This window comes from Flavobacterium branchiophilum FL-15, from assembly GCF_000253275.1.
GTDB lineage: Bacteria > Bacteroidota > Bacteroidia > Flavobacteriales > Flavobacteriaceae > Flavobacterium > Flavobacterium branchiophilum.
In genome coordinates, this window is the sequence record NC_016001.1 from 755,723 (window position 1) to 775,167 (window position 19,445).

General features: G+C 33.2%; 18 protein-coding genes and 1 pseudogene. 9 read left to right on the plus strand and 10 right to left on the minus strand.

Annotated features, from left to right (window positions below; genetic code table 11):
- Positions 1 to 82: 82 nt before the first annotated feature.
- The 6 genes from FBFL15_RS03260 to FBFL15_RS03285 all read right to left on the minus strand — a co-directional run bounded on the left by FBFL15_RS03260 (position 83) and on the right by FBFL15_RS03285 (position 6,423).
- The gene (locus FBFL15_RS03260) at positions 83 to 481 is read right to left on the minus strand and encodes a heavy-metal-associated domain-containing protein (RefSeq protein WP_014083235.1); all 399 of its coding nucleotides are present in this window, start codon (positions 479 to 481) and stop codon (positions 83 to 85) included.
- 51 nt (positions 482 to 532) lie between these two features.
- The gene (locus FBFL15_RS03265; protein ID WP_014083236.1) at positions 533 to 1,549 is read right to left on the minus strand and encodes an NAD-dependent epimerase/dehydratase family protein; all 1,017 of its coding nucleotides are present in this window, start codon (positions 1,547 to 1,549) and stop codon (positions 533 to 535) included.
- A 317-nt stretch (positions 1,550 to 1,866) separates the two neighbouring features.
- Positions 1,867 to 3,117, minus strand: a complete 1,251-nt coding sequence (gene metK / locus FBFL15_RS03270; RefSeq protein ID WP_014083237.1) for a methionine adenosyltransferase — start codon at positions 3,115 to 3,117, stop codon at positions 1,867 to 1,869.
- Positions 3,118 to 3,303: 186 nt separating this feature from the next.
- Positions 3,304 to 4,359: an HTTM domain-containing protein gene (locus FBFL15_RS03275; RefSeq protein WP_148267889.1), complete on the minus strand. Its 1,056-nt coding sequence runs from the start codon at positions 4,357 to 4,359 to the stop codon at positions 3,304 to 3,306.
- Positions 4,360 to 4,762: 403 nt separating this feature from the next.
- Positions 4,763 to 5,452 (minus strand): Bax inhibitor-1/YccA family protein, encoded by a 690-nt coding sequence (locus tag FBFL15_RS03280; protein ID WP_014083239.1) that lies wholly within the window; start codon positions 5,450 to 5,452, stop codon positions 4,763 to 4,765.
- A gap of 104 nt (positions 5,453 to 5,556) precedes the next feature.
- Entirely contained in the window at positions 5,557 to 6,423 is an 867-nt protein-coding gene (locus tag FBFL15_RS03285; protein ID WP_014083240.1) for a DMT family transporter, read from the minus strand.
- A 160-nt stretch (positions 6,424 to 6,583) separates the two neighbouring features.
- On the opposite strand from FBFL15_RS03285, the gene kynU reads away from it, so the two are divergent.
- From kynU to FBFL15_RS03305, 4 genes are all read left to right on the plus strand, one after another.
- Positions 6,584 to 7,864 carry a kynureninase gene (kynU, locus tag FBFL15_RS03290; RefSeq protein ID WP_014083241.1) on the plus strand — a complete coding sequence of 427 codons (1,281 nt, stop codon included), beginning with the start codon at positions 6,584 to 6,586 and terminating at the stop codon, positions 7,862 to 7,864.
- A gap of 271 nt (positions 7,865 to 8,135) precedes the next feature.
- The gene (locus tag FBFL15_RS03295; protein WP_014083242.1) at positions 8,136 to 8,918 is read left to right on the plus strand and encodes an enoyl-CoA hydratase/isomerase family protein; all 783 of its coding nucleotides are present in this window, start codon (positions 8,136 to 8,138) and stop codon (positions 8,916 to 8,918) included.
- A 112-nt stretch (positions 8,919 to 9,030) separates the two neighbouring features.
- Entirely contained in the window at positions 9,031 to 9,444 is a 414-nt protein-coding gene (locus FBFL15_RS03300; RefSeq protein WP_014083243.1) for a BrxA/BrxB family bacilliredoxin, read from the plus strand.
- A gap of 86 nt (positions 9,445 to 9,530) precedes the next feature.
- Positions 9,531 to 9,998 carry a methylated-DNA--[protein]-cysteine S-methyltransferase gene (locus FBFL15_RS03305; RefSeq protein ID WP_014083244.1) on the plus strand — a complete coding sequence of 156 codons (468 nt, stop codon included), beginning with the start codon at positions 9,531 to 9,533 and terminating at the stop codon, positions 9,996 to 9,998.
- On the opposite strand, the gene FBFL15_RS03310 is transcribed toward FBFL15_RS03305, so the two are convergent.
- The 3 genes from FBFL15_RS03310 to FBFL15_RS03320 form a co-directional block, all read right to left on the minus strand.
- Complete coding sequence (locus tag FBFL15_RS03310) at positions 9,995 to 11,467, minus strand: ATP-binding protein (RefSeq protein ID WP_014083245.1); 1,473 nt, start codon at positions 11,465 to 11,467, stop codon at positions 9,995 to 9,997. The genes FBFL15_RS03305 and FBFL15_RS03310 overlap by 4 nt on opposite strands.
- A complete protein-coding gene (locus FBFL15_RS03315; RefSeq protein WP_014083246.1) occupies positions 11,460 to 11,999 on the minus strand; it encodes a CopD family protein in 540 nt (179 codons plus the stop codon). Before FBFL15_RS03315 ends, FBFL15_RS03310 begins: the two co-directional genes overlap by 8 nt.
- 86 nt (positions 12,000 to 12,085) lie before the next feature.
- Positions 12,086 to 13,321 carry an exo-beta-N-acetylmuramidase NamZ family protein gene (locus tag FBFL15_RS03320; RefSeq protein WP_014083247.1) on the minus strand — a complete coding sequence of 412 codons (1,236 nt, stop codon included), beginning with the start codon at positions 13,319 to 13,321 and terminating at the stop codon, positions 12,086 to 12,088.
- Positions 13,322 to 13,400: 79 nt separating this feature from the next.
- Here FBFL15_RS03320 and FBFL15_RS03325 point away from each other — a divergent pair, with 79 nt between their 5' ends.
- The 5 genes and pseudogenes from FBFL15_RS03325 (at position 13,401) to FBFL15_RS03340 (ending at position 18,112) form a co-directional block, all read left to right on the plus strand.
- Positions 13,401 to 14,636, plus strand: coding sequence for an ABC transporter permease (locus FBFL15_RS03325; RefSeq protein ID WP_014083248.1), 1,236 nt, complete (start codon positions 13,401 to 13,403; stop codon positions 14,634 to 14,636).
- Between the two features lie 307 nt (positions 14,637 to 14,943).
- Positions 14,944 to 15,087: a helix-turn-helix domain-containing protein gene (locus FBFL15_RS16750; RefSeq protein ID WP_262493584.1), complete on the plus strand. Its 144-nt coding sequence runs from the start codon at positions 14,944 to 14,946 to the stop codon at positions 15,085 to 15,087.
- A gap of 78 nt (positions 15,088 to 15,165) precedes the next feature.
- Positions 15,166 to 16,089: a hypothetical protein gene (locus FBFL15_RS03330; RefSeq protein ID WP_014083249.1), complete on the plus strand. Its 924-nt coding sequence runs from the start codon at positions 15,166 to 15,168 to the stop codon at positions 16,087 to 16,089.
- A gap of 68 nt (positions 16,090 to 16,157) precedes the next feature.
- Positions 16,158 to 16,583: a DM13 domain-containing protein gene (locus FBFL15_RS03335; RefSeq protein WP_014083250.1), complete on the plus strand. Its 426-nt coding sequence runs from the start codon at positions 16,158 to 16,160 to the stop codon at positions 16,581 to 16,583.
- 391 nt (positions 16,584 to 16,974) lie between these two features.
- A pseudogene (locus FBFL15_RS03340) lies at positions 16,975 to 18,112 on the plus strand (acyl-CoA dehydrogenase).
- Positions 18,113 to 18,209: 97 nt separating this feature from the next.
- Here FBFL15_RS03340 and FBFL15_RS15675 read toward each other — a convergent pair.
- Positions 18,210 to 19,241, minus strand: coding sequence for a T9SS type A sorting domain-containing protein (locus FBFL15_RS15675; RefSeq protein WP_014083251.1), 1,032 nt, complete (start codon positions 19,239 to 19,241; stop codon positions 18,210 to 18,212).
- Between the last annotated feature and the right edge of the window lie 204 nt (positions 19,242 to 19,445).

The following is a 19,445-nucleotide window of genomic DNA, read 5'->3' on the forward strand; positions in this document are numbered from 1 at the left end:
CCACGTCAATCTGGGCTAGGAACACCCCGATAAATTGGAAATCTTGTCAAAATGAACGGGCAATCATTAAAATAAGTGCCATTTATATTTTTTTCTTAACAATCATTTTTACTTCTACCTTCGATACTTTATACGTTTTTCCATCGGCTTCAGCTTCTATAACTGCAATTAGTTTTTCGGGTGTTTGTACATTTCCGTCAAAATCAATTGAAGCTGTTTTCTTATCAAAATCAACTTTCGCTTTTGATACTCCTTCCGTATGGTTCAGTTTGTCTTCAATTGTTTTAGCACATCCAATTGCACAACTCATACCATCAATTGTCAAATCGGCATGGGATGTTGCAGCGTCTGCCGCAATAGGATTTTGGAAGGTTTCTACTTTTTTTTCAATTGTAACTTCTTTTTTTTCTTCCTCTTTTTTGCAATTAACAAATAATAAAGTGCAAACAGACAAGCTAAATAGTAAGATTGTTTTTTTCATGATTCTTGATGTGATTAGTAATTTATAAATCTACTACAAATTTAATAAATTTTAGTTCAACTTTTTTGATTTTTGTTCTAAAGCTACAATTTTTTCTATACCTGCCATAATGGGTTCAAACTCGTAATGTAGTAATTGACAAACTTTGGTATTGTCATAATATTCTTTAGCATACAAACTCAGCACCCCAAATGTATCTAATTTACGTTTCTTTGAAAATAAAAAACTAATCATGCCGTCTAACTTTGCATACCATAACGTGGTGATATATGGACTTTTAATTTTTGGTCTTGTAACTTGCAAAGCATCGGCAATGGCATCTAATACCGTTTTGTAAGTCAAATTTTCGCCACATATTATAAATCTTTCGCCAACAACGGGGTGTTCCATTAATAAACGAGTGAGGCAAACAACATCTTTTATTGTAACAAATCCTGAACAACCTTCTGAATAAAAACGCAACCCATTCACTACCTGCGAAAAAATATCGCCGCTGCCTTGTCCCCAAAAACCATTACCTAAAATAATGGTTGGATTTACAATAACTACCGGCAATCCTTCTTGATAGCCCCGCCACACTTCGAGTTCGCCACCATATTTAGTTATGGCATAATCACTTTGCAATTTTTCAGGATTCCATTCGTTGTCTTCTGTAAATATCGATTCTCCTTCCGTTAGTGCTCCTAATGCGGCTACAGAACTTACATATAGGAGTTTTTTGATTTGAAAATCCAAGCTCAAATTTACAATATTTGCAGTTCCTTGTATGTTGATTTTTCTTAATAAAGGTTCGTCTATTGAGTTAAACGAAATCATGCCAGCACAATGATAGACATAAGTAATACCTTCAAAAGCTTTTTCTAAAGCGGGTACATCTGTTACATCGGCTTCAAACCACTCGATATAGGAAAACAAATCAATGATTTGATGGGTTGTAAATAAAAGTTTTACACGCTCAATTTTTGCACTATCTCGATACAAACCTCTGATTTTTTGAGGGGTATGTTGTAATAATTCCATGAGCAAATGCCCACCAACCAATCCTGTGGCTCCTGTTATTAATATCATAATAATGTTTTATATTTGATGTCAAATCGTTGTTTTTTCACAACAATGAGGTTATACCAAATATACATATAAAATAGTCCAATCTATTGGTTCTTTTTTGCTAAAATGAGTCAAAAAAAATAGTTCCCTAGCCCAGCTATCCAACGATTTTTTTTGAAATTTTTTCTAAAAAATAACTACGCATCTTTGGACTATTTTATAAATATATTTGGTATAATGTTTTTTTTGTGTTTTGGCAAATTTACAAATAATCTTTTGTTTATATATAAAAAAAAAGCCGCCTAAAAGGCAGCTTTTTAAAATATATGATAAAGTAATTACAAGCCAAAGGCTGATTTTACTTGTGCTACATAGTCTAATTTTTCCCATGTAAACAACTCAACCTCAAGGGTTTTGGTTTCTCCACTTGGCGATTTGAAAGTTTTTGAAACTGTTTCCGATTTGCGGCCCATGTGTCCATAAGCAGCCGTTTCGCTATAAATAGGGTTTCTTAATTTCAATCGTTGCTCAATAAAATAAGGTCTCATGTCAAATATAGCTTCAACTTTTTTGGCTATTTCACCATCTGTCAAATCTACCTTTGAGGTGCCATAAGTTTCAATAAAAATACCCATTGGTTTTGCAACACCAATAGCATAAGACACTTGTACCAAAATTTCATCTGCAACACCAGCAGCTACTAAATTTTTAGCAATGTGTCGGGTTGCATAAGCGGCACTTCTATCTACTTTACTTGGATCTTTTCCAGAGAAAGCACCGCCACCATGTGCACCTTTACCGCCATAGGTATCTACAATAATTTTTCTTCCCGTCAAGCCAGTATCGCCATGTGGGCCACCAATTACAAATTTGCCGGTAGGGTTGATATGGTATTGAATAGCATCATTAAATAAATGAGCATATTGTGGGTTGTTTTTTATAATTCTTGGTATCAATATCGAAATAACATCAGACTTGATTTTGGCTAACATGGTTGCCTCTTCGTCAAAATCGTCGTGTTGTGTAGATATTACAATAGCATCTATTCGAGTAGGCTTGTTGTTGTCATCATACTCTAACGTTACTTGCGATTTTGCATCTGGACGTAAGTATTTTATTTCGTTGTTTTCACGACGCAATGCAGCTAATTCTTGCAATAATTTGTGCGATAAATTAAGTGCTAACGGCATGTAATCTTCCGTTTCGTTGGTTGCATAGCCAAACATCATTCCCTGATCGCCAGCACCTTGCTCTTCTTTGCTTGCTCTATCAACTCCTTGATTAATATCTGCGGATTGTTCGTGTATAGCAGATAATATACCACACGAATTGGCCTCAAACATGTACTCACTTTTTGTGTAACCAATTTTTCTAATTACCTCTCTTGCAATGCTTTGTACATCTAAATAGGTGTTCGATTTTACCTCACCAGCCAAAATTACTTGACCTGTGGTTACCAATGTTTCACAAGCTACTTTTGACTCTGGGTCGAAAGCTAAAAAATTGTCAATTAACGCATCTGAAATTTGATCTGCTACTTTGTCTGGGTGTCCTTCGCTAACAGATTCTGACGTAAATAAATAAGCCATAAAAATAGTATTTTAAATATTAAGCGAGCAAATATTTGTAATGATTTACTTAAAAAGTCTAAAGAAGTAAGCTGCTTTAGCATTTTTTTTATGAGGTTGCAATCAGTTCAAATTTTTCCTCTTGTTTTTTAATGCTGCAAAGGTATTAAATTGATTTTAATTGTTTGCTATTTTGGGGACTTTATTTTACCAAATACATTTATTTTTATTGATTGGCTGAATTTTTCTAAAAAAAACAAATTGATACCACCAATCTGATTTTGAATACTCATGTTTTTTTAAATCGGATATTAAATAAGTTTTGTTTTGATATTGGTATAAAACACTTATTTTTTCATGATTTTGTTTGATCCATTTGCTACTCAGGTACTTGAATTCTATTATTGGCAGCCTTTGATGCTCTAATCCTGTTTTATATTTCAAACCTTTTATGGATAATATTAATATATAATCTTCTTCATATTGAAATAGTTTGGTGTTTTTTGTATCAATTAAAAAATGATTACTTTCATTTTTTAAGGTAATTAAATTGCTAAACATTGTTAAATTAGCACAATTACCAAGGCCTATATATGTTTTTAATGTCCATAAACTAATTATTACAAAGGGTATAAAGGCAATTGTATAATGTTTTTTTGTAAATGTATTTTTTAGTTTTTTAAAATGAACAAAATTGTAGAACACCCATGTTGTCAATCCAATATTATAAATGATGCCAAAAATAAAACATTGATTTGCCAATGTAGTGTTGGCATGAAGTAGCATTGATCTAATAAGGATTGCCAATATGGATATAATGACATAAAGGGACGTTTTTTGGTATTCAGTTTTTTTGTCTTCAAAGTTTGCAACAGATCCAAATAGCAAAAAAACAGCAAGAGCACTAAAATCCGCATAATATATTAAGGATAAATACCCGTGAAAAAAAAGCAATATACATGCAGTGATTTTTCGTGTACTTTGATGAAACAACCCAAATGGGACAATCATTTCAATTATTATAGTAGCCACTTGCAATAGTAATAATACATTTGGATCTAAAATATAATCATGGCCTGTAATGTTTTTAAGGAATTGCACATGAACAAAGTTTGCACAAGAATAACAAGTGCTAAAAAAACCAGAATTGAGCTTGTGAAATCCTGCATAAAAATAAACCCAAACCAAAGTAGTTCTACATAATAGTGTAATGGATTGATTGGATAGTAATGGTTTGTTTTTTAATATATAAAATAGTGCCATGATATAAAAACAACCTAGCACAGCAAGTTCGATATTGCAATGGTTTGCCATCCTTGGAAAATGTGGTAGCAAATAATAAGAAAACAATAAAAAATGCAATAAATAACCTATAAAAAAACGTTTGTAAATGAGCATTATTATGCTTATTGATAATGACAATATTGAAAATAGGTTTTGCCATACAACAAAATTAAAATTCATGATCAATGCTGTATTCAGTAAAATTAATAATACAACCACATGAGGGTTTTGTATTTTTTTATATAATATTGTTTTAAATAATGTCATAATAATACCTAAAAAAAGGTTGTTTAAAAAAAAATTTAAACAACCTTTATATAAATAACGAAGAAACAAATAAAAATTAAACAAGTAAAGTAGCGCTAACTATCAATGTTGAAATTTAGTTTCTACGGCTCATTAAAATTCTCAAAATGTACCAAAATAACATCATGACAGAAGCAAACAATTGAAGTGCAGCACCCACATATTGTGCTGTACCATATTGGTTTTTTATTTGATTTGTTTGATATAAAATACTGCCCGATGCTAATACTACCATAAAAACAGAAAACCAAAGGCCTAAATTAAATCCAAATAAAGCACCAACTATTACTATACCAATTGATAAAAAACCTCCAATAACCAAGGCCGTTCTTAAAAAAGAAAAATCAGCTTTTGTTAAAAAAACCACGGCGGTTAATCCTAAAAACATAAACAAAGTAATCAAGGCTGCTTGCATAATGACATCGCCTCCCGTCATTTGAATGGCAATTGTAATAAGGGGCAAAAATAAAAAGCCTTCTAAAAACACATACAATCCCAGTCCTAAATATTGTTTGTCTCTAGAGGCTGCCATAGTCATATTGGTAGTTAGAACAGAGCCCAACCAGAAAATGCCAATTAAAAACAACCACAAAAATCGTGATGAAATCATAGAAATAACAATGCTTTCTGGAACTACTTTTAATAAAAAAGATTCTACAATAATAAACGATAGTACTGCTAAAGCTACATGTAAATATGTTTTTTTGTAAAAAGTTGCTTGCTCTGTACTACTAGCATGAGCAACTAAAATGTTTTGAGTGTACATAATCTAATTTAGTTTTAAATTTGATATAAAATTAATCATTATTTTTAAACAAACAAATAATTATTGGAATTTTTGTGAAAAAATTATGTTTTGTATGTAAATGTTTATTTCTTACTAGATAAAAAAACACCAATTAATACAATCAATCCACCAAATAATTGAAATAAAGTTAGTTTTTCGCCATCAATAACACCCCAAATCAATGCCACACCCGGAATGATATAGGTAACAGAAGATGCAAAAACGGGTTGTGATATTTGAATTAATTTAAAAAACATCACATTGGCTATTCCTGTACCTAAAACCCCTAAAACTACAATATAAAGCAACGAGGTGCCAACAACTTCTGGATGGTTCTGATACCAAAAACCTGTATTTGTCAATATTATTAGTGCGGGCCCAATCAATACCAAAAAATTTCCTGTCGTTATACTTAATGGATGTAGGTTTGAAAGGTGTTTTTTTATCAGATTGACATTCAAAGCATAGCAAAGTGTAGCAACAATCACCAATAAAGCATAATGATAGGCCTTGTTTGGATGCAAAAAAGTGCCGTTCAAAACCAAAAACATACTGCCTATAAAACCAATTAGTACCCCAATAAATTGTTGTTTTTTGAAAGGTTGATGGAATGCCAATGTGCTAATTATTAAGGTATTAATTGGTGTTAAGGCATTCAAAATAGCAGTAATCGAACTGTCAATTTCTGTTTCGGCCATTGCAAAAAGGTAAGCAGGAAAAAAGGTTCCTACAAATGCCGTTACTACTATATAAAACCATTGTTTTTTGGGTATTGTCATTATTTTTTTAAATCCAACAACCAGCAAAAATAAACTTGCAAATACAATTCGGAACGATCCAAGCTGAAACGCTGTAAGCCCAATCAATCCTTTTTTTATTAAAATAAAAGAACTACCCCAAATCATTGAAAGGAGTCCAAGTAAAATCCACTTGTAGTTTGCTTTTGCCATAATTTTGAGTCATAAAACTTTTAGGCAAAAATAATATTGTTAGCGTTAAATCCTTGATTTTTTGTAAAATAAAAATTATTTTGTGTATTGGCAAATTTTTATGGCACTAAATAGAAACACATATTAAATGTATTTTTTATATTTACCGCAAAAAAACAACATGATTTTTAAAAATACTTTACAATTTGCACAACAATGGGATGCTCAAGATGCACTTCGAGATTATAAAAATCAATTCCATTTTCCCAAACACAACGGTAAAAATGTGATTTATTTTACAGGAAACTCTTTAGGACTTCAGCCCAAACAAACTCAAAAATATATAGATGAAATCATGAACGATTGGGCAAATTTAGCTGTCGAAGGCCACTTTTTTGCTCAAAAACCTTGGTGGGATTATCAAGAACGTTTCAAAGTGCCTTTAAGTAAATTAGTAGGGGCAAAACCATCCGAAGTTACCGTAATGAATACGCTAACTGTAAATTTGCACTTGCTAATGGTGTCATTTTACAATCCAAAACCATCAAAATATAAAATATTGTGCGAAGAAAAAGCATTTCCTTCTGATCAATACATGTTACAAAGTCAGGTTCAATTTCATGGATACGACCCTTCCGATGCCATCATTACCGTCAAACGACGTCCTGGCGAACACCATATTAGAACCTCAGACGTTTTAGACTTATTGGACCAACATGGGCATGAAATAGCCCTGGTTTTGATGGGGGGTGTCAATTATTATACAGGACAAGTATTTGATATTGAACAAATTACCAAAAAAGGGCAAGCCCACGGTGCTCATGTGGGTTGGGATTTGGCACATGCAGCTGGCAATATTCACTTGGATTTGCACCAATGGGGTGTTGATTTTGCAGCATGGTGCAGTTACAAATACATGAATGCTGGGCCTGGTAATGTGTCGGGTTGTTTTATTCACGAAAAACACCATCAATTGCAACTTCCTCGATTTGCGGGTTGGTGGGGACACGATAAAAAAACGAGATTCAAAATGGACGACACCTTTTGCCCTTCAGAGGGGGCAGATGGCTGGCAAATTAGCAATTTGCCCGTTCTTTCGTTAGCTCCATATTGGGCTGCCATCGAAATGTTTGACAAAATAGGTATGCCAACATTAATTCAAAAAAGAAATCAAATAACGGCTTACCTCGATTTTATTTTGCAAACTATCAACCAAGAAGTTGCGGGTCATTTCGAAATCATTACCCCAACAAATCCTAACGAAAGGGCTTGTCAATTGTCTGTTTTTTTGCATGGCGAGGGCCGAGAATTGTTCGACTTTTTAATGGCAAATGGCGTTATTGTCGATTGGCGAGAACCCAATGTGATTAGGCTTGCTCCAGTTCCTTTTTATTGTTCGTTTGAAGATATGTACCATTTTGGACAAATTTTAAAAGCAGGTATTCTTAATAAAAATTTATAAATATAAACAAATGACTAATTTTTATTATAAATACAAATACAAAGAATAACTTTTTGGGCGTTTCCCAAGGGTCGGGCTATCTGTTTCAAACAACGTTCTTTGAACTCCAAATGAAATATAATATTGTGAAATAATCTTTTTTGAGGCCGAAAAAAGCCTCAAAAATGGATTTCCATTGCTATCCCCAACGCAATAGGTACTAAGTTTAATAATACAAAATGAAGATATTAAGAATTCAATATTTTTTTAACTTTTTTAATTTTTTACAACCATGAATTATCAAAATATTACAACTGAAATGGCCGATGGAATAGGTCAAATTACCATCAACAGACCATCAAAACTCAATGCCTTGAATGTAGCAACCATCGAGGAGTTGCATTTGGCCTTTCAAACAATGGTATCTGACCCAAGCATTGGAGCCATTTTACTAACGGGTGCTGGCGAAAAAGCTTTTGTTGCAGGTGCCGATATTGCAGAATTTGCACACTTTTCTGTAGAACAAGGAACGCTTTTAGCCGCAGAAGGACAAAAAAAATTATTTGATTTAATCGAAAATCTTAGCAAACCCGTTATTGCCGCTATCAACGGATTTGCACTTGGCGGAGGTTTAGAATTGGCCATGGCATGTCATTTTCGTATAGCCTCTTCAAATGCCAAAATGGGTTTGCCAGAGGTTTCTCTTGGGGTAATACCAGGCTATGGCGGAACGCAACGTTTGCCACAACTCATAGGCAAGGGTAGGGCTATGGAAATGATCATGACCGCCAGTATGATAGACGCAGCAACGGCACTTAGTTATGGATTGGTCAATCATGTTGTGGAGCAAACTGAATTGATAAATTATTCAAAATCAATAATTTATAAAATATTGAAAAACGCCCCCACAGCCATTACTCAAGCCATTTTAGCCATCAATGCTCCTTTCAAAGTAGGTGTTAATGGCTATCAAACAGAAATTGTTTCTTTTGGAAACTGTTTTGGTACAGCCGATTTTAAAGAAGGCACCACAGCATTTTTAGAGAAGAGAAAGGCTCATTTTACGGGAAATTAATTGATTAAGAGCTTCAAAAAAAATTGCAAATATTGGTGTTTTATATAGCAAGAAAACAAAAAAACGATGTAAATTTGCAGTCTAATAAATAATTAATCTAAATAAAAATATGATGTATCCAGAAGAAATGGTAACCCCAATGCGAGCAGAATTAACGCAAGCGGGCTTTCAAAATTTATTTTCAAAAGAGGCTGTAGATGCCGCAATGAAAACCGAAGGAACTACCCTTGTGGTAGTTAATTCTGTGTGTGGTTGTGCTGCTCGAAACGCACGCCCAGGGGTAACAATGAGTTTAGAAAACGCAAAAAAACCTACAAATTTAGTTACGGTTTTTGCAGGCGTGGACAAAGATGCCGTAGATGCTGCTCGTGGCTATATGTTGCCTTTTCCTCCTTCGTCGCCAAGTATTGCCTTGTTTAAAGATGGCGAATTGGTTCACATGTTGGAACGTTATCATATAGAAGGCCGCCCTGCCGAAATGATTGCCGAAAACTTAAAAGATGCTTTCGACCAGTTTTGTTCCTAACAAAAATGGTCAAATTAAAAATTCAAATTCAAAAAAAGCTACCTGAAAATACTTATAGGTAGCTTTTTTAACACCAAATTGATCTTATGGCTACATGTTTTATCCAAACACCTTTAGGAATTGCTCAAATTGTTGGCGACGACATGGGCGTTTCGTCTATTGTTGTTTTGGATCAAGGAATCGTTAGCAACGAAATACCATTTTGTTTGCAAGCGGTTGTGCAACAACTCAACCAATATTTTGAAGGCACATTGCAACAATTTGATTTGGTTTTGAACCCAAAAGGGACCGATTTTCAAAAAAAAATATGGGACTTATTGTCAGAAATACCTTTTGGAAAAACCCTGTCTTACTTGCAGCTATCCCATCAATTTGGCGACCCAAAAGCCATTAGAGCTGTGGCAGCAGCCAATGGAAAAAACCCACTTTGGATTGTTGTACCGTGTCATCGGGTAATTGGCACCAATGGAAAACTGGTGGGGTATGCTGGCGGATTGCACCGCAAAAAATGGTTGCTCAACCATGAAAACCCTCAACAAACTTCTTTGTTTTAGGAATGATATAATGGTAACGTTACGGTAAATGTAGTTCCGATGCCAATATGGGTGTCAAACGTAATGCTGCCTTTGTAATTTTCTATAATTTTTTTGATAATCCCCAATCCAAGTCCCATACCACTGCTTTTTGTTGTAAATTTTGGCTCAAAAATATGATCAACATCCTTGATTTCTATGCCTGTTCCGTTGTCTTTTACGGCAATCAAAACTGATGATTTTTCTTTTTTTACACTTACAAAAATTGATTTTTCTTCTTGATTTTCGGGTATGGCTTGTATCGCATTTTTTACTAAGTTGTTGATGATACGAACCAATTGGGTCCTGTCCATTTTTGAAACAATACTTTCAAATTCGCTTTCAAAATATATATAGTCTTCATTGAAAATCTCTAAAGACAAACTGACTACTTCCACCACATTTAGGGTTTCATTTTGTTGGGCTGGCATAGATGCAAAGTTTGAAAATGCCGATGCCACAGAGCTCATGGCATCTATTTGTTGGATTAATGTTTCTGAAAAATCATGGAGTTTTTGTTTCAAATAGGGGTCGTTGTTGTCAAACTTTCGCTGAAAGCTTTGCACTGTCAATCGCATGGGCGTTAGCGGATTCTTAATTTCGTGTGCAACTTGTTTGGCCATTTCTCGCCACGCTTCTTCTCGTTCGCTTTGCGCTAGTTTTTGGGCACTTATTTCCAGCTCTTCCACCATGCCATTATAAGCCTTTATGAGCAAATTGATTTCTTTGCTATTGGCTTCCAACATGATTTTTTCATTTTTTTGAGATAAGGAAGTTTCGCTTAATTTGTCAGAAATGGTTTTTAATGATTTTGTAATATAGGAAGATAAAAAATAGGCTACTATAAATGCTACAAATAACATAAATGTATATACTTGTGCAAGTCTTATTAAAAAATTACTTAATTCTTTGTCGTAATAACTGTCATCTTCTACATACGGCAAATTCAATATGCCAATGGGTTTAAATTTGTCGTCTTTTATCAAACTATATGATGAACGGTTTTTGAGTCCATTAATGGTTTTAATGTCCACATACCTTTTTTCGATAGAGGATTGTACAAGTTTTAGTATGTATTTTGGTATGGGTGGAGCAACTGCATCTACAGAAAATGTTGATTTAGAAGATTTTAACAATTTGCCATTCAAGCTATAAATGTTTATTTCTAAATTATGAATGTCAGACAATTCATGAATTTTATCCTTAAAAATCGACTTCAAATTGGAAGCATTCAGTGGATAAGTAGTGTTGGACAGCACATAATTGATGTTTTCTTTGATGGCATCTTCTTTTCTGTCCAACCGTTCTTGATGATAGACCTTGGCCTCATTTTGAAATTGCACAATAGATATAGAAGCTAATAATACCGAGGCCACGATAATCAAAACAATCATTGATAAAAATATCCTAATTTGTAAGGATAGCATTGATATTTTGAAATGACTAAACATTTTTTTCTCTTATTTTTTTATAAAATCGAAAGCCAAGCATGATGATAACCGAAAAAAGGATGATGCCTACAACGCCAAAAATCCAATTGATAGCACTTTTAACGATAATCAAAAATACTACGGCAAACAAAATAATGGTTGCTCCTTCGTTCCACAGCCGCATAAAATTTGACGTGTATTTGAACTCAGACTTTTGCAATTGTTTGTATATTTGATGGCACTTGCCGTGATATATATACAATAAAAAAACAAAAAACAATTTTACTCTAAAAAAATCGGCAAGTAACAAATTGGAGTTTATAAACAACATCCAAAAGGCAAACAAACTGGCCAAAATGGCACTTGGCCATGTGATGATATACCACAACCTAAAGGTCATGATTTTGTATTGATCGAGTAAAATATCCCGTTTGGGTTGTGGCATTTCGTGAGCTTCTATTTGATATACAAACAACCGAACAATATAAAAAAGCCCTGCAAACCAAGTGATTACAAATATTAAATGCAACGATTTGAGATAGTCATACAACATAGAAAGTGTGTTTTTTGGGTTTTAATAAAATTCAAATATAAATTATTTTTTGATATGTAATAATGTGTTTTTTTTAATGTAATGTTTTATGGATACAATAAATAAGGTTGTCTCATTTTTCGAAATTGTGCAATCCCTTTTTTCCAACTATTTCTAATGTCTTTTTCGGATAACCCTGCTTCTATTTGTTTTTGTAACTGATTTGTCCCTGCTATTTTACTGAAAAATGAATTAAAAAAAACAGATTTATTTGCGGTTTCTTTGTAAGCTTTTGTAAGCCATCGTAGTTCTATTTGTTTGATTTTTTTGAGGTTAGATAAATCTTCGCCATAGCAAACAATGTTTTTGTGCAAAGGATCTTGAGCTCCCAAATTTGGCTTTGGCACAAAACTATAAGCACCTTTTGGCAAAAATGGCGAGCCATATATTTGAAATTGTTTATCAGTTCCTCTACCCACACTTACATTGGTTCCTTCAAAAAAACACAAACTGGCATATAAGTTAATTGCCTGGTCGTTGGGCAAATTTGGTGATGGTTTTGCTACAAGCGAATAGGGCAAATTTCGATTGTATTGGTCGCAGGCAATGACTGTCAAAAGGCATTGAATACCGTTTTTTAACCATTTTTCGCCATTAATCATTTGGGCATATTCTCCAATTGTCATGCCATGCAAAACAGGAATTGGGTGCATGCCAACAAAACTTTGATATGCGGGATCTAATATTGGGCCATCTACTATGCTGCCATTAGGATTGGGTCTGTCCAAAACTAGCAACGGAATTTGTTGTTCGGCACAGGCTTCCATCAAGTAGTGCAATGTGGAAATGTAGGTATAAAATCGGGCACCAACATCCTGAATATCAAATACAACAAGGTCGATATTTTTAAAATGTTCAGGTTTGGGTTTTTTATTGTTGCCATACAACGATACAATGGGCAAACCCGTTTTGACATCTTTACCATCTAATATGTGCTCGCCAGCATCGGCAGTGCCTCTAAATCCATGTTCTGGAGCAAATATTTTTTGAATATTTATATTTTTAGTAATTAAAAAATCTACCAAATGACTTCCAGATGTAAGCAAACCTGTTTGATTGGTTACAACTCCTATTTTTTTGTTTGCCAATAGAGGTAAATATACGTCATGTCGATCTGCACCAGTACGAATAGTGGTTGTTTTTTTTGATGTGCTTTCTATGGAAAATGGTTGTTGTGAATTGATTTTTTGGGTATTGCTACAAGAAACCAATACAGAAACCAGTAACATGATTTTGAAACTAAAATAGCCTAATGCACGGTTTTGTTTGTTTATTTTGATCATGATTTATTTTTTAATCTACTTTTTGAATCAAACCAAACATAAATTTTTATATTTGCCCTAACAATCAAAAAACAGTATTTTGAATTTAGAATATTTTATTGCCCAACGACTTGTTTCGTCTAAAGTTCACAAAAATAGTATTTCTAGTCCAATAATAAAAATTGCAGTTGCTGCAATTGCCATTGGTATGGTAATGATGATTGTGTCTATTGCAACGGGTTTTGGTTTGCAAAAAAAAATACAAGAAAAACTAGTTGCTTTTTCGGGGCACATCCAAATTTCAAATTTTGATGACAACCAATCGCAAGTAAGCAAAAAACCCATTTCGACGCATCAACATTTTTATCCACATTTTAAAAATATTCAAGGCATCCAAAATATTCAAGGAGTAGCTACAAAAGCGGGTATTATTAGAACAGATATTGCATTTGAAGGGGTTATTTTAAAGGGAGTTGGCCCTGATTATGATTGGACATTTATGAAAGAATATTTGGTAGCAGGGCATATTCCAGATGTAACAACCCATTTAAATAACGATGTGTTGATTTCGCAACTGTTGGCCGATAAAATGAATTTAAAATTGAACCAGTCGTTTCAAACTTTTTTCATGAAAGAAAATCAAGACGGATTACCTAATATGAGAAATTTTAAAATTGTTGGGATTTATAATTCTGGTTTTCAAGAATTTGACGCTACTTACATCATCGGAAATATCAAACACATTCAGCGTATCAATCATTGGGAAAATGACCAAGTGGGCGCTTTTGAAATTTTTATCAACCACTTTGAAGATATGGAAATCATTGGTAATCAGGTGTATAAAGAAATTCCACCTACATTAGAATCCAAAACAATTAATGAAAAGTATGCCAATATTATCGAATGGCTCAAGTTATTTGATTTTAATATCATCACTATTTTAATCATTATGATTTTAGTAGCTTCCATCAATATGGTAGTAGCTTTATTAGTTTTAATTTTAGAAAAAACTCAAATGATTGGTATTTTGAAGGCATTAGGAGCCAACAATTGGACCATTCGAAAAATATTTCTTTACAATGCTTTTCATTTGATTGTTAGAGGTTTATGTTGGGGCAATGGTGTAGCTATCGGTTTACTATTGTTGCAACAACAATTTGGAATTATCAAACTCAATCCCGAAAATTATTATGTCAATACTGCACCTGTTTATTTACATTGGAATTATTTGATTGCTCTAAACGTGGGAACAATATTTATTTGTTTGTTAGTATTGCTAATCCCTTCTTATATTATTACCAAAATATCACCAGTAAAGGCTATTAGATTTGAATAAAATAATTTTTTTTACGCATGGTAAGCTATGTTTTTTTTAGAAATAGCTGATATTAATTCAATTTTTTGTAATGATTATTTTTTAAATAATTAAAATTTTTTTTATTTTTGAAAATGAATTTTAAGGAAAACAATTTTTGAGTTTCAAACTATATCGATTTAGACTTTATTTTTTAAGGACACCTCTAAAAACTCTATTTGCAGAAAAATTAAAAATCTTATTTTGTTTAAATTTAATATTTTATGTTTTTTTTTAAAATCAAAATATTGAGTTTTTAGAGGTTACCTATAGTCTATTAAATGGAGAAATCCTTGTAAATAATCCTTATTCTCAATCTGAAATAGCAAAACTAATCGGAACATCAAGACCTACATTCAATATTATGATGAAAGAATTAGAAAATGACAATTATTTTTCTTTGCAAAAAGGGAAAATTATATTTAAAAAATAAGTTTTTTGTTAGTAATCTAACACCTTTTAGATTTTATATGTTCGAATTTTGCATCTTAATATAAAAATATATAAAATCATGCTAAAAAATATTTCAAATTTAGGATTATGTGCTTTATTGGCAAGTGCAATTTTTGTGTCGTGTTCAAAAGATGACGACGATACAAAACCAGTAACAGGAAAAGATATTAACACAGCTACAAAAGCAAGTGTAGATAGATTTAGCTCTGCGGCAGGTCATTTAATGGTACGAACTGCTACCAATGGTTTACCTGCAGCCAATGCTGCAATTAATTTTGACAGTGAACCCTTTATTACAACAGGACTTGATAGAACAGGGGCAGTAGTAAAATATTATAATTTTGATGTGCAACCTACTACTCCAGATGATATTTATGTTTTCTTCAAAGCAGATGGAACACAAGTTTCAGGCCAAAATAATATTATACCTACCATTCCAGGCGATGCAGGATATAATGATTTTTGGTTAGTAAATAAAGTAACTGTACCTAGTGGATATGTTGCCAATAGTTTAACGAGTGAATCAGAAGTATTGGCGTCGGGTTATGCTATTACAAAGACTACATCAATTGCAAACTGTCCTGTTGTTCCATTTGGTTCTACAGCATCAAAAAGTTTTACAGCAGGAACAGCAAGTGCATTAACTTTAGGTTGGTACAAAGGACAAGCGGTAGCGTATTTCAATTTTGGCGAAAAAGCAATAGCAACTACAACAGCAGGTTTAGTTCCTGTTTCGCCAATTTATGTTATGTTCAACGATAATGTAGCAGGTCCTGCATCTGGTTTTAAAACAGAAACTGCAAATCCAAACCAAACTCACAATGTTTTAGCTACTATTCCAAGTGATGCAAGTTATAGCCCACTTTGGAGTGTAAGAGTGATTGATAATGTAAATTTCAATGCTGTTACAAATTTAGCAACTGCAACAGGTTTTACAAGCACACCAGCAGGAGCAACTGTAAATTGTCCTATTGTAAAATAAAAAATAAATATTAAACTTAAAAGTCGCGTGAAATTTTAAATTTCGAGCGACTTTTTTATTCAAAAAATATGAAAACATTTAAAAATGCTTTGACAAAGATAATATGCTTAGTACTTATTTCTACATTTTTCGTTTCGTGCTCTAAAGATGACGAAACTGTTACTAATACACCAATTGACAATATGGCTTCCTTTAAGGGAACTTTTGTATCGTCAGCACATCCAACAAGTGGAAATGTAACAATTAACAAAGAAAAAACTAAACTAAACTTTACCAACTTCAAATCAGATTCAGGTCCAAATTTGGATATTTATTTGGTTTCAAATCTATCAAATGTGAATGGAGGATTTATAAATTTAGGAGATATAAAAGGCTTAAATGGAAACTACATATACGACTTACCCGCAAATACCGACTTTACGGTATATAAATATGTAGTAGTTTGGTGTTCGGACTTCAATGTAAACTTTGGTTATACTACATTAACTCCGTAAAAAAAACTGCACACAACAGCTAGGATTTCGTTGCGCCTGAAAGCCGAGCAATGAATTGTAATCAACGAATACCTCTAAAAAATATAGATAATGAGTTAAACCAATGCTATTCATGAGTTTATAAAACGTTTTTAGTTAGCATTTTATAATAATTTGGTTGCTCTTTTTTTGGAGGGATTTTAAGGACACCTCTAAAAACTCGATTTACAGAAAAATTAAAAACCTTATTTTGTTAATATTCAATATTTTATGTTTTTTAAAAAATCAAAATATTGAGTTTTTTAGAGGTTACCTTAATTCACAAAATAAATATTTCAAAAATATATTATTTTCAAAAAATTTGTATCTTTGACATTATTTTTTAAACAAATCGTAAATATCATATCAAATTATGGACTTTAATTTAACCGAAGAGCATTTAATGATTCAACAAGCAGCAAAAGATTTTGCTCAAAATGAATTGTTACCAGGCGTTATTGAAAGAGATGAACAGTCAAAATTTCCGACAGAACAAGTCAAAATGATGGCCGAATTAGGATTTATGGGCATGATGGTAGCGCCACAATATGGCGGGAGCAGGATTAGACAGCGTATCCTATGTATTGGCCATGACTGAAATAGCAAAAGTAGATGCCTCTGCAGCCGTTATTATGTCTGTAAACAATTCATTGGTTTGTGCAGGGCTCGAAAAATATGGCAGCGAAGCACAAAAACAAAAATACCTAACGCCATTGGCCAAAGGTGATGTAATTGGAGCTTTTTGTTTGTCGGAACCAGAAGCGGGAAGCGATGCAACATCTCAAAAAACAACTGCAATAGATAAAGGAGATTATTATTTGTTAAACGGAACAAAAAATTGGATTACAAATGGTTCTTCGGCATCGGTTTATATCGTGATTGCACAAACAGATATAGACAAAGGACACAAAGGCATTAATGCATTTATTGTAGAAAAAGGTTGGGAAGGTTTTGATATTGGTCCTAAAGAAAAGAAAATGGGAATTCGAGGCAGCGATACCCACTCGTTGTTGTTTACAGACGTAAAAATACCTAAAGAAAACCGTATTGGAGCTGATGGTTTTGGTTTTTCTTTTGCCATGAACGTGCTTAATGGAGGCCGCATTGGCATTGCATCTCAAGCTTTGGGCATTGCAACAGGAGCTTATGAATTGGCATTAAAATATGCTCAAGAACGCAAAGCTTTTGGCAAAGAAATTTTCAAACATCAAGCCATTGCATTCAAATTAGCCGACATGGCTACACAAATTGCGGCTGCCCGTTTGTTATGTTTGAAAGCAGCTACCGAAAAAGATGCGGGTAAAGACATTTCGCAATCTGGTGCCATGGCAAAACTATTTGCATCTCAAACCGCCATGGATACCACTATCGAAGCCGTTCAAATTCATGGGGGCAATGGTTATGTGGCCGAATACCATGTTGAACGCATGATGCGTGATGCCAAAATCACTCAAATTTACGAAGGCACTTCCGAAATACAGCGTATTGTAATTTCAAGGAGTTTGATATAAACCATAAAAAATCCCTATTTGTGTTGAAGTAAATAGGGATTTTTAATATAAAATTCTTTTTTTAACAAAATAAGTGCAAGTAATTGTTTGAAAAAAGTTAATTTAATAATAATTTTCTAGTAGCAGACTGACCATTTTCTGATACTTTTATAATATAAATTCCACTTGTCAAATCGGCAACATTTACGGTGTTGTTTTGTGTTGTGGTGTTTTTTACTTGCTTTCCAAGCAAATCATATATGGCTACTTCTTTTTCTGAAAGAGTTGGTGTAGTAACAGTTAAAACACCATTTTTAGAGAAAATATCCAATCCTACAATATTATTTTGGTCTATAGCCAATGGTACAGCCGTTACAGCCGCCCATGTTTCGCCAACTCTGATTTCGTCCAATTCTGCTTTTGGTGTCCCTGAAGCATTTCTAATATACACAGAAGCAAACGCCGAAAGAGAAGCATTACCGCTGTTGTTAGTAGCGTTTGCAGTAGGCTCGGTTCCACCCAATCCAGTAGGATTTACCCATAACGAAGCCGCATTTGGTGTTACTCCCTTGTCAAATTTCACAACCACTAAATAAGTAGTGCCAAAGGTTAAATCTGTAGCGTTTTCTGTAAAAGTAGGAGTACCACCAGAGTTATTTTGAATGCTCAATCTAAAATTGGCACCCGAATTAGATGATTTTATACCTAAACGAGCTCCCAAAGAAGTAACACTTGTTCCTGCAGCTCCACCAATACCAAAAAAGTAAGCATCACTTGCAGCTAATTGTGTGTTATCAACTACTTTTAATAAAAGAGAATAGTAAATAGTTGTGGCTGTAGTAGTCGTTGTAAATGCTCTATTAACGTCTCTAGGGACCGTTGTATTATTTCCAACAATGGTAACTTTGTTCCCAACGGGTGCCATGAGCCCTGTATAAGATAAACTCCCAGAAGCCAAATCAATAGTGCCCGAATTTCCACTTGTATTACTGTGTGTAAGCCAATTGTTTGCCCCAACTGCATCAGAAGATGTTGTAGTATTTCCCCCAATATTGCCTGGAACACTATAGTCAAAACTTTCATACAAAAGAGTTTGTCCAAATGATAAGGAAGCAAATAAAATTAGTGCTAAAGTGTAAATTTTTTTCATAAATATAAATGTTTAAATTTTTTGTAAATATATTAAGTAATTTGCGAAATGCTATTTGGGTATGTAAAATAATTATTAACAAGTTATCATCAATTTTTATTGATAATTTTTATATCAGTATTTGTTATTTATATCTTTAAAAACATTTTAAAAAGCTAAAAATGTTATATATTTGCAACTAATTTAGACAAATTAAAAATAAGG